The 13435-nt window shown below is 69.5% G+C and carries 11 protein-coding genes; 7 read left to right on the forward strand and 4 right to left on the reverse strand.

Annotated elements, in window-relative coordinates; all coding sequences use genetic code 11:
* Positions 1-30: 30 nt before the first annotated feature.
* Positions 31-2136, reverse strand: a complete 2106-nt coding sequence (locus CRP45_RS02390) for an AMP-binding protein (RefSeq protein WP_097243586.1) — start codon at positions 2134-2136, stop codon at positions 31-33.
* A gap of 446 nt (positions 2137-2582) precedes the next feature.
* On the opposite strand from CRP45_RS02390, the gene CRP45_RS02395 reads away from it, so the two are divergent.
* Together CRP45_RS02395 and CRP45_RS02400 are read left to right on the forward strand one after the other, a co-directional pair.
* Positions 2583-3242, forward strand: coding sequence for a TetR/AcrR family transcriptional regulator (locus CRP45_RS02395; RefSeq protein ID WP_097243587.1), 660 nt, complete (start codon positions 2583-2585; stop codon positions 3240-3242).
* Complete coding sequence (locus CRP45_RS02400) at positions 3239-3841, forward strand: Rv1733c family protein (protein WP_097243588.1); 603 nt, start codon at positions 3239-3241, stop codon at positions 3839-3841. Before CRP45_RS02395 ends, CRP45_RS02400 begins: the two co-directional genes overlap by 4 nt.
* A 252-nt stretch (positions 3842-4093) precedes the next feature.
* Here the strand turns inward: CRP45_RS02400 and CRP45_RS02405 are convergent, their stop codons facing one another.
* Positions 4094-5644: an acyl-CoA carboxylase subunit beta gene (locus tag CRP45_RS02405; RefSeq protein WP_097243589.1), complete on the reverse strand. Its 1551-nt coding sequence runs from the start codon at positions 5642-5644 to the stop codon at positions 4094-4096.
* A 431-nt stretch (positions 5645-6075) separates the two neighbouring features.
* Here CRP45_RS02405 and CRP45_RS02410 point away from each other — a divergent pair, with 431 nt between their 5' ends.
* The 4 genes from CRP45_RS02410 to CRP45_RS02425 are packed head-to-tail and all read left to right on the forward strand — an operon-like array spanning position 6076 to position 10170.
* The gene (locus CRP45_RS02410) at positions 6076-7047 is read left to right on the forward strand and encodes an RsbRD N-terminal domain-containing protein (protein ID WP_097243590.1); all 972 of its coding nucleotides are present in this window, start codon (positions 6076-6078) and stop codon (positions 7045-7047) included.
* 59 nt (positions 7048-7106) lie between these two features.
* Positions 7107-8057, forward strand: a complete 951-nt coding sequence (locus CRP45_RS02415; protein WP_097243591.1) for an acyl-ACP desaturase — start codon at positions 7107-7109, stop codon at positions 8055-8057.
* A complete protein-coding gene (locus CRP45_RS02420; RefSeq protein ID WP_067778203.1) occupies positions 8054-9103 on the forward strand; it encodes an alpha/beta hydrolase in 1050 nt (349 codons plus the stop codon). Before CRP45_RS02415 ends, CRP45_RS02420 begins: the two co-directional genes overlap by 4 nt.
* Before the next feature lie 44 nt (positions 9104-9147).
* Positions 9148-10170, forward strand: coding sequence for an LLM class flavin-dependent oxidoreductase (locus CRP45_RS02425; protein WP_097243592.1), 1023 nt, complete (start codon positions 9148-9150; stop codon positions 10168-10170).
* A 13-nt stretch (positions 10171-10183) separates the two neighbouring features.
* Here the strand turns inward: CRP45_RS02425 and CRP45_RS02430 are convergent, their stop codons facing one another.
* Complete coding sequence (locus CRP45_RS02430; RefSeq protein ID WP_097243593.1) at positions 10184-11119, reverse strand: FAS1-like dehydratase domain-containing protein; 936 nt, start codon at positions 11117-11119, stop codon at positions 10184-10186.
* Between the two features lie 43 nt (positions 11120-11162).
* Positions 11163-11786: a YdcF family protein gene (locus tag CRP45_RS02435; RefSeq protein WP_097243594.1), complete on the reverse strand. Its 624-nt coding sequence runs from the start codon at positions 11784-11786 to the stop codon at positions 11163-11165.
* A gap of 413 nt (positions 11787-12199) precedes the next feature.
* Between CRP45_RS02435 and CRP45_RS02440 the strand changes: the two genes are divergently transcribed.
* On the forward strand, positions 12200-13408 hold the full coding sequence (locus CRP45_RS02440) for an esterase/lipase family protein (RefSeq protein ID WP_097244512.1): 1209 nt from the start codon (positions 12200-12202) through the stop codon (positions 13406-13408).
* Positions 13409-13435 lie beyond the last annotated feature (27 nt).

The following is a 13435-nucleotide window of genomic DNA, read 5'->3' on the forward strand; positions in this document are numbered from 1 at the left end:
AGACATGCGGCGGGGCGTGGTTCCGAGAGGTCAGAACGAGCCGGGGGCGATCGTCCCGATGATCGGGTGCTGGGCGGCGTCCTCGGGGCCGCCGGTGAGCAGGCGCTTGAGGATCTTGCCCGTCTCGCCGCGCGGCAGCGAGTTGAGGAAGGTGACGTCGCGCGGCACCGAGAATCGGCTCAGCCGATTGCGGATGTAGTTGCGGACCATATCCGAATCCAGGCCCGCCCCTTCGCGTTTCACCACGAAGGCGGCGAGGCGCTGGCCGTACTCCCGATCGGGGACGCCGACCACCGCGACCTCGCGGACCTGCGGCAGATAGGCCAGCGCCTCCTCGACCGGGCGCGGGAAGACGTTCTCGCCGCCGGAGATGATCATCTCGTCGTCCCGGCCCGCGATGAACAGCTTGCCCGTGGCGTCCAGGAAGCCGAGATCACCGGTGTCGAGCATGCCGTCGGCCTCGTCCGGCGGCGCGGCGTTGACATAGCCGTCGAAGAGCATGTGGTTGCTGACGTAGATGTGCCCGGTCGCGCCGACCGGCAGCGGCTTGCGGTCCGGGCCGAGCACCGCGACCTTGGTGCCCAGCGGCGGGCGGCCCGCGGTGGTCGGCGCGGTGCGCAGGTCGGTGGGGTCGGCGATGGTCGCCCAGGACACCTCGGTGGAGCCGTAGACGTTGTAGAGGACGTCGCCGTAGGCGTCCATGAAGTCGAGCACCGTGCTCGCGGCGAGCGGGGCGCCGCAGCTTGCGACCACCCGCAGGCTGGAGGTGTCGTAGCGGGCCCGGACGTGCGCGGGCAGCTCCAGGATGCGGTGCACCATGATCGGCACCGCGATGAACGTGCTCACCCGGTGCTCGGCGATCAGGCGCAGGCAGTCCTCGGCGTCGAACTGCTCGGGAAGGACCACCGTGGAACGCAGCGCGGTGCTCAGTTGCAGCGCGGCAAGGCCCCAGGTGTGGAACAGCGGCGCGGGGATGAGCATGGTCTCGTCCATCCGCAGCGGAATACGGGACAGCAGCGCGGCGATGGTGCTGAATCCCTTGGCGTGCGGGCGGCGCGCGCCCTTCGGGGTGCCGGAGGTGCCGGAGGTGAGCACGATCAGCTTGCCATGGTGGGCGGGCTTGCGAAAGTCGTTGTGCCCCATGCCCGCGAGATCGTCGAGGGTGGTTCGGCCGGGCACCGGCTTCGCGCGGTCGGTGGCGTAGCGCGGGAGATCGGCGTGCAGGTACTGCACGAGATGGTCGAATTCGCCGTCCACGAACAACGCGGTGAGCTTGTCGCGCTGCACCACCTCCTCGATACGCCGTGCGGGCAGGCCGGTGTTCAGCAGCGCCACGTCGACGCCGAGCTTGCCCGCCGCGACCATGGTCTCGACCATCCCGCCGTGATTGCGCGCCAGCAGTCCGATGGCGTCGCCCGCCGCCAGCCCGAGCATCGACATGGCGCCCGCGATGGCGTTGGTGCGCTCGTGCATCTGCGCGAAGGTGCGCGCGCCCCGCGCGTCGATCAGTGCGGTGCGCTCCGGTGCGAACGCGGCCGCCGCCGCGTAACCGCCCGCCAGGTTGAAACCCCACTCGGAGAGCTTGCGCAGCTGTTTGAAGCCGAGGTCGGGACGAGAGGCGCGCACCACGCCGGTGGCCATCATCTGCCTCGCCACCTCCGCGCGGCGGCGAACGGGTGAGTTCTCGCCGTTGACAACGACCGAGGTGGTAGCGCCGCGCACCAGGTCGGCGATGCGGCGCAGGCCGCGTTCGGTCCAGCCGATGATCGCGCCGTTGCCGAGCTTCGCGACGGCCGGATGGACGCGGCCCGGCCCGAAGAAGGTGACCGAGATGCGGGTGCGTTCCTCGGTGCCGCGCAGGCGGATCGAGGCGAAGCTGCCCAGCGTCGGGCTGACCAGCTCGAGGCTTTCGTACCAGCGGCCGATCCGCAGCTGGATCACCTGCGTGCGGACCCCGAGCTCGGCCGTGCCGACGCGGAAGCGCAGCATCTGATGTCCGCCAGCGGATTCCAGCGGTTCACACGCGCCGATTCCGGGAAAGACGCGGGGGTAGGTCTGCGGCTCGCGGAGCAGGTCCCACACCGACTGGCGGGGGATCGGGAATTCCACGGTCACATCGATGACGTCGGTAACCACTGGCTTGCAATTCTCGTCGGCCGGTTCGAACAGCTCGGGTCGGCGGAGATTTCATTTGTAGCTGCCGCCGCAATTCTGGTCAAGAGTCCGGTATTTCGCCTGGTAGGGAACTGTTTTCGAACCTATTCCACGGCGAATTCGACTGTGGTCGAGCACAACTCCGCTCGGGTCGGCGGGTTTGCCGGACGGCGATTTCGCCAGATGCACACGAAGGCGGTTCCCGGGCAATTTCGGACAGCTTTGTGAGAAGTCATGAGCGGACGGCTTTCCGGACTGTCGTTCCGCCGATCGCACCGGTTCGGAGGCTGGTCGTCGTCATCGCCGAGGCGAACGCCGGGCACCCGCTCTTCGGGTCGTTCGGCGCGCTCGGCAGCGGGTACTGCTCCGACGTGAGGTGGCGATCGGAAACTAATGTCCCGTCGGGACAATATTGGTACGATGAGCACATGGGCACCGACGACGCTGTCGACCTGGATGGCCGCAGGCTGCGCACCCGCCGCAGCCGCGAGGCGCTGTCGCGCGCCGCGTTCGATCTGCTGACCGAGCGAGGACTGGCCGCGGTGGGCGTGGAGGACATCGCCGAGCGGGCGGGGGTCACCCGTCGCACGTTCAGCCGCCACTTCCCGTCCATCGAGGCGGCGATCCTCGGCGACATCGACCAGGACATGCACCTGCTGAACGAGGCGCTGGCCTGCCGCCCGGCCCATGAGCCGCCGCTGCGGGCCTACCGCAACGCCGTGCACGATTGGCTGACCGCCGAGTACACCGGGGAGCGGGCCGGGCTGCTTGCCCGCCGTTGGGCGCTGTTCCAGCGCTTCGACGACGAACCGGCCCTGCTGGCCGGCTACCAGCGCATCCGCAACGAGGGGCAGCGCGAATCGGTGCGCATTCTGGCCGCCCGTCTCGGCGTCGACCCGGCGCGGGATCTGCGTCCGGCGACCGTCGTCGCGGCGTGTTCCGGGCTCATCGTCGCGGCCTTGCAGACCTGGGCGGCCGGGACGGACCCGACCGGCCTGCCCGACCTCATCGAAGGCTTCTTCGACACCCTCGCCGGGGTGGCGAACGACATCGAGTACACCATCGAGTACGAGGAGTCGGCGTCATGACCGAGGAACGTCCGGTCCGATCGGCGGGCATCGTGCGCCGGACCTGCCGCCGGCTGGGATTGGACCGAAATCCCATGCGGCGCAGAGAGGATCGGCTGCAATCCGGGGTCGGTATGCTGTTGACGCTGCTGTTCCTCGTCGTCGTCCCGCTGGTCGGGATCGGGATCGGCGGCCGGGTCTACGAGACGGAATCCCGGGTGGTCGAGAGCCGGATGGCCGAACTGCGCCGCGTCGACGCCACCGTGGTCGAGGTCGGCAAGGCGCCGCTGTACGCGCCGATCACCCCGGCGCGGGTGTCCTGGGTGGACGGCGCGGGCGTCACCCGTGTCGAGGACTATCGCTCCAGTACCTTGGTGAAACCCGGTGCCACGGTGAGCATCTGGCTCGACCGGGACGGCCGGGTCGTGGAGCCGCCGTCGGAGACGCGGGCGCTGAGCCGCGCGGTGCTGCTGTCGAGCGCGGTGGCAGGCGCGGTACTCGTGTGCTTCGTGACCGGCTACTACCTGCTGCGCGCGAGCCTGGACCGCAGGCGGGCGCGGCTGTGGGAAACCGAGTGGGCGACAGTGGGTCTCACCTGGGGCGGCCGCGGCGCGGTCTGACTCGCGCGGCCCGTGACGAAGCGCGGCGTGCCCGCCGGGTGACGAAGTGCGGCGTGCCCGCCGGGTAAGGGTAGGGAACAAACCACGGCAGGCACGCCACTGTGTCCGGCCGCTGCGCGGCGAACGTAGGGCCGGACACAGTTCCGAGATTAGGCGATGGGATCGCCCGGTGTCCCCGCCTCGCGGAACATCCGGCGATCCCACCACGCCCCATCGGATGTGTTGTGAGACAGCACAACCGGTGTATTTCGGTTACACGGGGAAGAGACTGTGCTTGCGCGGGTTGTGCTTCGGCTGGGGGTCCTTGTCGCGCAGCAGCCGCAGCGCCTTGCGGATTTCCAGGCGGGTCTGCGACGGCTCGATCACCGCGTCGATGTAGCCGCGCTCGGCGGCGATCCACGGCGTCGCCATGGTGGCGTTGTAGAAGTCGATCATCTGCTGGCGCACCTCGGCGCGCTGCTCGGCGGGCGTCGCCTCCAGCTGCTTGCGCCCGATGATGCCGACCATGCTCTCGGCGCCCATCACCGCGATCCGGGCGGTCGGCCAGGCCAGGCTGATGTCGGCGCCGAGCTGCTTGCAGCCCATCACCGCGTAGCCGCCGCCGTAGGCCTTGCGGGTCACGACGGTGACGATCGGCACGGTCGCCTCGATCACCGCGCGGAAGAATCGCCCGCCGCGCTTGATGACGCCGCTGCGCTCCTCCTCGATGCCTGGCAGCACGCCGGGGGTGTCCACCACGAACACCAGCGGCAGGCCGAAGGCGTTGCAGAGGCGGATGAAGTGGGTGGCCTTGTCCGAGCACTGCGCGTCGAGCGCGCCGCCGAGCACCATCGGCTGGTTGGCGATCACGCCGATGCTGCGCCCGTCCACCCGCGCGAAGCCGGTGATCAGATTCTGCGCGGTACCGGCGCTGACCTCGTGGAAGGCGCCGTCGTCGAAGATGCGCACGAGGATGTCGTGCATGTCGTAGCCGACCTTGTCCGCGTCCGGGATGATCGAGTCCAGCTCGAGGTCGTGCTTGGTCATCTCCGGCTCCAGCCCCGGATTGACGATCGGCGGCTGCTCCAGGCAGCTCGAGGGCAGGTAGCCGAGGTATTCGCGCACCCAGTCGAACGCGGCGCGCTCGCTGCTCGCGACGTGGTGCACGGTGCCGGTGCGCGCTTGGACGGCCGCGCCGCCGAGTTCCTCCGCGCTCACGCTCTCCCCGGTGACCGCCTTGATGACCTCGGGGCCGGTGACGAACATGTAGGACTTGTCGGTCGCGACCAGCACGTCCATGTTGACCGGGCCGTACACCGAACCGGCCGCGCACTTGCCGAGCATGATCGCCACCTGCGGCACGAAGCCGGACAGGTCCTCCTGACGACGGCACATCAGCGCGTACCAGGCCAGCGAGGCGACCGCGTCCTGGATGCGCGCGCCGCCCGAGTCGTTGATCGCGATCACGGGGCAGGCGTTCTCGTAGGCGAACTCCATGGCCGCGGCGACCTTGCGGCCGAACATCTCGCCGACCGAGCCGCCGTGCACGGTCTGATCGTGCGCGATCACCACCACGGGCCTGCCGTCGATGTATCCGCGGCCGGTGACCACGCCGTCGCCGTACATCGCGTTGCCCGCGCCCGGCTGGCGCATCAGCGCGCCCATCTCCACGAAGCTACCGGGGTCGAGCAGCATGCGGACCCGCTCGCGGGCGCTGGGGATCTCCTTGGCCTTGCGTTTGGCGATCCCCGCCTCGCCCGCGGGTTCCTCGGCGAGCTCCAGGATGCCCCGGAGCTGCTCCAGCTTTTCTCGCGTACCGGTCATATGTCCGTGTAGTCCTTCGCACTCGACGTGGCGCCCGGTCCGCGGTACGGAGGCGCGGCGCTCGATGCTATCGGTGATGAGACGTGCGGCACACTAGGGGCCACCCTACTCATCCGACAACTTCCAGCGGGCGATACCGCGCTCTTGGTCGGATGTCCTATCGCTTCCCGGCCGCTCCGAGTTACGGGTGCGCGACGGAATTCGCCGAACGTCCCGGAAAATATTCGATGGACCATGCGGCCGGACGCCCGACAATTCCAACCGGTACGGTCCGAAGCCGTCGGCAGCGCGGCCGCCCACACGGTCTGCCGCGCGAAAGGCCGTGATCTGCTTGTGATTACGCCCAACACCCAGGGTGCGTCCTGATGAAATGCCCGGAACTCGGTAACGCGCCGGGATTTCGCCGCGATCGCCGCTACTGTTCGACAGTCATGGCGGGCACACAGGCCGGGTCGGGCACCAAGACTCTACATGCGAAACTCGTGGAACATCTGCGATATCGGCCGCGCGGAGTGCCGCACGGTGATCTCGCGACGATAACGCGGAACTGTCTGGCCGAGGCGGTGGAAGTGCTGGAACCCGGCGCTTTTCCGGCCGCTCCACAACCGGCGGAGATCGCGGGAAGCGCGATGCGCTGGGCGCGCGAAGGCGTCGCGCTGGAAACGGTGCTCGGGGCGTATCACGACGGTATTCGTTCCGGATTGGAATTTCTCGCGGCCAGCGGCGGCGACTCCGATCAGCTGGTGGCGGGCGCCCGGTTGATCGTGCGCGCGCTGGAGATGGTGACGGTGGGGGCGTCGACGGCCTACGTCGAGGAACACCGGCTGGTCGCCAAGGAGCACCAGACGGCGGCGCAGACCCTCGTCTCGGCCCTGCTCAGCGGGCACGGCGTCGCCCAGCTCGCCAAGCAGACCGGCATCAGCATCGCGCCGTCCTACCAGGTGGTCGCCGTGTCGATCCCGCAGCACAGCGACGAGCTGCGTCCCGGCGGCGGCGCGACGGCGGGGCGCAGGAAACTGCGCAGGGTGCAGGCCGCCCTGGCCGATCCGCTCGGCTCGCGGGCGCTGTCGCTGCTGTCCACCGAGGGCGGCACCGTGCTCGTGCCGATCGACGAGACCTCCGCGTTCACGCCGTTGGCCATGACGGCCGAGGTGCTCGAGGTGGTGAGCGAGGCCGCGGAGGTTCCGCTGACGGCCACGGTCACGGCCGGACCTCGTTGCCGCATACCGGAACTCGCCGGACGCGCGCACGATCTGCTCGGCCGGATCAGGGCGGCGAACCGCCCTCCCGGCCTGTATCCCATGGCGGACCTGGGGAAAACGATCGGTTGTGACGGGCCCCAGCAGGCCACAGGGGCGGTAGTCACCTCGCCCAACAAACCGCGAATGGGGCGCTCGGCCTGAGTTTTCGGCCTTATCGTCGAACACGCCTCGGATGTTCGAGGCGGGCAAGGAGTTGACCAGTGACCACCGCGTCGACCGATCTGGACCTGCTGCGCGAACTGGAACCGGTCGCGGAGCGTCTCCTCGACGACCATCTCCGCAAGGCGAAAGCCTGGCAGCCGCACGACTACATCCCGTGGGACGAGGGCCGCAATTTCGCCGCACTCGGCGGAATCGATTGGGAGCCGGGTCAGTCCCGGCTGTCCGAAGTCGCCCAGGTCGCGATGATCACGAATCTGCTCACCGAGGACAATCTTCCCTCCTATCACCGGGAGATCTCGGAATCCTTTTCGCTGGACGGCGCTTGGGGCACCTGGGTCGGCCGCTGGACCGCCGAGGAGAATCGCCACGCCATCGTGATGCGCGATTATCTGGTGGTGACCCGCGCGGTGGATCCGGTCGCTTTGGAGGCGGCGCGAATGCGGCACATGACGACCGGCGTCGCGAAACCCGTCAAGGGACCGCAGTTCCTGCGTTCGGTGGCATACGTGACGTTGCAGGAATTGGCGACCAGGATCAGTCATCGGAATACCGGGGCCGCGTGCGAGGACCCCCTCGCGGAGCGTATGCTGCAACGAATCGCAGCCGACGAGAACTTGCATATGATTTTCTATCGCAATCTGAGCGCCGCGGCCCTCGACCTCACGCCCAACGCGATGCTGCGCGCGATCACCGACATCGTCACCGGGTTCCAGATGCCCGGTCTGACGCAGCCCAACTTCCGCCGCAACGCCGTGCTGCTGGCCAAGCACGGCATCTACGATCTGCGCCAGCACCTGGATGTCGTGGTGCGGCCCGTGCTGCGCGCGTGGAACGTCTTCGAGCGGACGGACCTGTCCGGCGACGGGGAGCGGGCCCGCGACGAGCTGCACGTCTTCCTGGCGGACCTGGAGCAGCGGGCGCTGCGCTTCGAGGAACAGCGGGAACGGGCCGCGGCCCGCCGGGCCGAGCGAGTCGCCGCGAGTTCATGAGCAGACGAGTCTCCAGCACCGCGGCGGCGTTGGCCGTGCTCGCCGCCGCGACCGCCGCGCCCGTACTGGCCGAAGTGCTCGCCGCGCCCACGAGTCCGATGGCCGCGCCGACCCAGGCGCCCGCGGTCGATCCGAAGATGACCAGGACCGGTCTGCTGACCATCGAGAGCCTCGGCCCGCGCCGCGACCGCCTGCACATCGCCTCCGCCGCGATGCGCCGGGTCATCGAGGTCGACGTCCTGCGCGGCTCGGGCTCTGGCCCGCGCCCGACGCTGTACCTGCTCGACGGCGTCGACGGCGAACCGACCTCCGGCTGGCTCACGAAGGGCGGCGCGGAGCAGTTCTTCGCGGACAAACCGGTCGACGTGGTGCTCACCACCGGCGGCACCGGCAGCATGTACAGCGACTGGCAGCGCCACGACGCCGCGCTGGGGCTCAACCGCTGGGAGACCTTCCTCACCGAGGAACTGCCGCCGATCGTGGAATCGCTGCTGAAGGCCGACGGTCGGCGCGCCATCGCGGGCGTCTCGATGGGCGCGCAGGCGGCGATGATGCTCGCGCAGCGCCATCCCGGCCACTATCTGGCGGTCGCCGGAATGAGCGGCTGCTATTCCACCGCCGATCCGCTCGGTCACGCGGTCACCACGATCACGGTGGCCTCGCGCGGCGGGAACGTGGAAAACCTCTGGGGCCCACCGAGTTCCCCCGAGTGGGCGGCCCACGACAGCCTGCTCGGCGCGGACAAGCTGCGCGGCACCGCCATCTACCTGTCCGCCGCCTCGGGCGCCCCCACCGATGCCGATCTGGCCGCGGTGGCGGCGGCGCCGTCGGTCGTCGACGCGCTGCGCCTTGCCGGGGGAGGCGCAGCGCTCGAGGCGGGCGCCAGGGCGTGCACCGAACGGTTCGCCGGCCGGCTCGCCGAACTGGGGATTCCGGCCGAGGTCGAGTACTCGGACGCGGGCATGCACACCTGGCCGGACTTCGAGGCGCAGCTGCCGCGCGCCTGGCGGGTGCTTGCCAAGGCGCTGGGAGTACCCGAGAGCTGACGTCGCGGTGGAATGGGCGAGCGGCGGGCGCGTTGACATCGGGTATGACCGCGGCACTGCCTTCCGTTCGCTTCTCCGTCCTGGACCGCTCGCGGGTGCGGCGCGGGCAGTCGCATCCCGCGGCGCTGCGCGAGACGGTCGAGTTCGCGCGGCTGGCCGAGCAGTGGGGTTATCACCGGTTCTGGGTGTCCGAGCACCACAGCGTGCCCGGAGTCGCCGGGTCGGCCCCCACCGTGCTCGCCGCCGCGGCGGCCGCCGCGACCTCGCGCATCCGGATCGGCACCGGCGGGGTGATGCTGCCGAACCATCAGCCGCTTGTGGTCGCCGAACAGTTCGGTGTGCTGGAATCGCTCTACCCGGGACGGATCGACATGGGCCTTGGCCGGTCGGTCGGCTTCACCGACGGGGTGCGCCGCGCGCTCGGGCACGGCAAGGCCGACGCCGACGATTTCGACGACCAACTCGCCGCGCTGCTCGACTATTTCGCGCACGGCAGGCAAGGTGTGCACGCGTGGCCCGCGGAGGGTCTGCGGGTGCCCGCGTTCCTGCTGGCCACCGGCTCCGGTGCGGAACGCGCCGCGCGCTTCGGGTTGCCGCTGGTCGTCGCGGCGGTGGCGGGGACCGATCGGATGGTCGAGGCGATCGAACGCTATCGCGCGGGATTCCGTGAAACAGCTTGGGGGAGCGCGCCCTACGTCGTCGTCTCGGGCACCGTCCTGATCGCCGACAGCACCGAGGAAGCGCGCAGGATGCTGCTGCCGGAGGCCTGGTCGAGCGCGTACTCGCGCACCCGCGGCGAGTTCCCGGTGTTGCTGCCGCCGGAGGAGATCGAATCGGCGCCGATGACCGAACGCGAGCGGCGCCTGGTCGCGGAATCGATGCGCGATCAGATCCACGGCACCGAGGACGAGGTGGCCGAGGCGCTGGAGCGGCTTGTCCTCCGGACCGGAGCGGACGAGATCCTGGTGCACACCAGCACCTACGATCGCGCCGCGCGGCTCGAGTCGCACCGGCGGCTGGCGCGGCTCACCGGGTTGCTCCCCGCCGCCGGGCGGCGGGCGGCGTAAGACTCCCGGCACCTCAGCGGAATCGCGCCTCGACCGCGGCGTACCCGAACAGCCGACGACCCTCGCAACGCAGGTCCACCGCGAGGGTGGCGGCGCGATGGCGTCGATCCAGCGCGGTGATCCGGCCACGGAGGGCGAGGCGCACCCGCTGTCCTGGCCGGACGCGCAGGCCATGGACGCCGGGGGCGACCTGGGTGCGGAGCCTGGTGATGGCGGCGGGATCGCCGAGCCAATCGGTGAGATAGCCCGTGGCGAGGCCGAGTTCGTACACGCCCGGCGGCTCGGCGCTCGGCAGACCGGTCACGGCGGAGTACTCGGCCAGATCCGCCGCGGACACCTCGAGCAACTGGACCGGCAGCGCGTCGCCAACCGCGAGAGATTCGAAACCCACCGCAGTACAAGGTGTTCGGCAATCAGCGCCGGGTATCGCGTGCTCGGTCCATGGCCGGTCGGCGAAGACCTCCCCGATGCCCGACGCGGTGACTGCTCGTACCCGCCCCAGGACCGTCGTCGTACCGGTGTGCACCGCGCGACCTGTCCTGTCGACCAGCGCGCTCCTGATCGTGAGAACTTCGTAGTCCGAGAAGTAGCACGAGGATTCGACATGCACCCGGCAGTCCAGCCGGTCACCGGCCAGCAGCGGTCTGGCCAGATCGAGTACGTGATCGGCGTGCAGGACGCGCGGCGCTCGAGCGCCCATGCGCGGGGAATCGAGCAATTCTCGGTATACATGGCCGAGTAATACGGTGGCGAACGTCGGCGGGGCGACGAGCCCGGAATGCCCGAGCCGGTGCGCGGCGTCGGCGCGGAGGAACGCCGGATGGAAATTGCGGACGGCGCGCGCGAATTCGCGTATTGCCCCTTCGCGCACCACACCGCGCCATGCTGTCGGGAGGTCGTGATATGACGGTGATTCGTTGCGGGACAGGGGTGTGGCGAGATCGGTCATATTTTGCTCCAGAATTGCCGTGCCGTCGGGAATGGGATCGCCGTCAGGCGGGCGGACCGAAGGGGGAGGCCAGCATCGGCACCTGATCCGGTGTCACGGTGGCGACGACGTCCACCCCGGCGCCGGAGAAATCGCGCACCGCGCGGTCGATGTGATCGGCCGAGGTGACGACCACCGCGTCCCTGGCGCCGATGTCGCGCATGATCCTGGCCGAGTGCTCGGCGTTCTGCGCCGTCGACGCCGCGTCCGGCTCGACGATCACCCGCTCGGCCGGAATGCCGCGCGCGATAAGCCAATCCGCCATCGCCCGCGCCTCGGTGACGCCGTTGCGCGGATTTCCGCCGGTCACGATGACGGGCGAGGCGGGAGCGAGCAGCGCCTGCACGAAGCCGGCGTGCAGGCGCGCGAGCAGTTCCTGGCGCATCCCGCCGTCGGGGAGCAGGCCGTAACCGAGCACCACGACCGCGGTGTCGGGGCCGCGAAAACCCAGCGCGGGCAGCGCCGAGGCCAGGTGGGGCGGCGGCGCGGAAGCCGAGGCCGAACCGGTGCCGCCGTCGGCCAGCGCGCACGGGGCATGCAGCAATGCGGTCGCCGCCGTCGCGACGCCGAGCAGGGCGCGCACCGTGCCGCGGTGGAACCGCGCTCGCGGAAACATCGTCTGCAACATGGCATCTCCATCGATTAGCCATCGAGTGGCCTTCGATGGCGGGAAACCTTGCTCCATGATTGCGCCGTGATCCACCCCGGCACACCGTGCCGACCGGAATATCTGGAGATGTCATCGTTCGGTGGCCGCGTAATTGGAGGATCGCACTCGAGGTCGTCGGCGATTCCCGAAATCCGTTGGACGCGACTGTCACCGGAATCGGCGAAGGACCGTTCGGCGGTGACTGTGCACGTTCCCTATGGCCGCGGCAAACGCTTCGTGAGGTCTCCAGATACCCGTTCGCGGTGTGGGTTTCGCCGTTTCCCCGGTCCTAGCGTTGGCGCAGTTTCAGTCCCGCCGACCGGCACGGCGGGGCTGTGAACCGCAAGAACCGAGAACGAGGGAACGACGTCGTTCCGACCGAAAGGCATCTGATGAAACGAAGTACCTGCGGCCGAACGCTCGGCGCCGCGGCGGTGTCGATCGTATCGGTGCTCGCCATGAGCTTCACCGGTGTCGCGGCCGAGGCCGCCCCCGAGCCCGCGCCGACCGAACAGGCCTTGGCCGACCTCATCGCCGCGGGTCGCAAGGCGGCGCCGGTCGCCGAGTCGGGCAGCGCGGGCAGGTCCGGCTCGGCCTGCACCTCCGGCAGCGGAGCAGGCTCGGGCAACGGCTCGGGCAATTGCTACGGGGGATCCGGCAGCAGTTCCGGGTCCGCTGGCGGATTCGCCAGCGACACAGTCGGTTACGGACCGCCGATGACCTCGTGGCTTGCCGCGTTCGGCCACGGTCTGCTGAATCCCGATGTTGCCCCGCCCGGCGCCAACGACTGGAACTGCAAGCCCACCGCCGAGCACCCCCGTCCCGTGGTGCTGCTGCACGGCACCTGGATGAACGCCTACAACGGCTACGCCTTCATGGGTCAGCCGATCAAGGACGCCGGCTTCTGCACCTACACCTTCAACTACGGCCGCGCCAACTTGCTCGAGGGCGGCGGCCTCGGATCGGTGCTGCCCGGCGTGATGGGCACCGGCTACATCTGGGACTCGGCCAAGCAACTGGCCACCTTCGTCGACCGGGTGCTCGCGGCCACCGGAGCCGACGAGGTCGACATCATCGCCCACTCGCAGGGCGGCGCGATGGCCAACTGGTACACCAAGTTCGAGGGCGGCGCGGCCAAGGTGCAGAACCTCGTCACCTACGGCGCGACCCACCACGGCACCAGCCTGATCGGGATCGGCGCGCTGGGCAGGGCCATCAACAACTTCGGCATCGACATCCTCGGCTTCGTCGAGATCTTCGTCGGCCACGCCGGTATCCAGCAGACGGTCGGCTCGGAGTTCGTGCAGAAGCTCAACGCCGACGGCGACACCGTGCCCGGCGTGGACTACACCATCGTCGGCACCCGGTACGACGAGATCACCAACCCCTACGACCTGACCTTCCTCCAGGCCGGTCCCGGCGTGAAAGTCGACAACATCACCCTCCAGGACGGCTGCGAGCAGGACGTCTCCGACCACCTCACGATGATGTACTCGCCGCGGGCGCTGTCGATCGCGTTGCGCGCCTTGGACCCGGTGGGTCATCCGCAGCTCGACTGCACCTTCAACCCTTGGCTGATCGGAGGTGGTGGCGCCCTGTGACCTGTTGACCGATCGGCGGCCGGGATG

The organism is Nocardia amikacinitolerans (genome assembly GCF_900215415.1).
Lineage (GTDB): Bacteria > Actinomycetota > Actinomycetes > Mycobacteriales > Mycobacteriaceae > Nocardia > Nocardia amikacinitolerans.

Coding starts and splice junctions, on each gene's coding strand:
- CRP45_RS02395 (WP_097243587.1), top strand. CDS start 2,583: ATGGGCACCGACGACGCTGTCGACCTGGATGGCCGCAGGCTGCGCACC.
- CRP45_RS02400 (WP_097243588.1), top strand. CDS start 3,239: ATGACCGAGGAACGTCCGGTCCGATCGGCGGGCATCGTGCGCCGGACC.
- CRP45_RS02405 (WP_097243589.1), bottom strand. CDS start 5,644: ATGACCGGTACGCGAGAAAAGCTGGAGCAGCTCCGGGGCATCCTGGAG.
- CRP45_RS02410 (WP_097243590.1), top strand. CDS start 6,076: ATGGCGGGCACACAGGCCGGGTCGGGCACCAAGACTCTACATGCGAAA.
- CRP45_RS02420 (WP_067778203.1), top strand. CDS start 8,054: ATGAGCAGACGAGTCTCCAGCACCGCGGCGGCGTTGGCCGTGCTCGCC.
- CRP45_RS02425 (WP_097243592.1), top strand. CDS start 9,148: ATGACCGCGGCACTGCCTTCCGTTCGCTTCTCCGTCCTGGACCGCTCG.
- CRP45_RS02430 (WP_097243593.1), bottom strand. CDS start 11,119: ATGACCGATCTCGCCACACCCCTGTCCCGCAACGAATCACCGTCATAT.
- CRP45_RS02435 (WP_097243594.1), bottom strand. CDS start 11,786: ATGTTGCAGACGATGTTTCCGCGAGCGCGGTTCCACCGCGGCACGGTG.
- CRP45_RS02440 (WP_097244512.1), top strand. CDS start 12,200: ATGAAACGAAGTACCTGCGGCCGAACGCTCGGCGCCGCGGCGGTGTCG.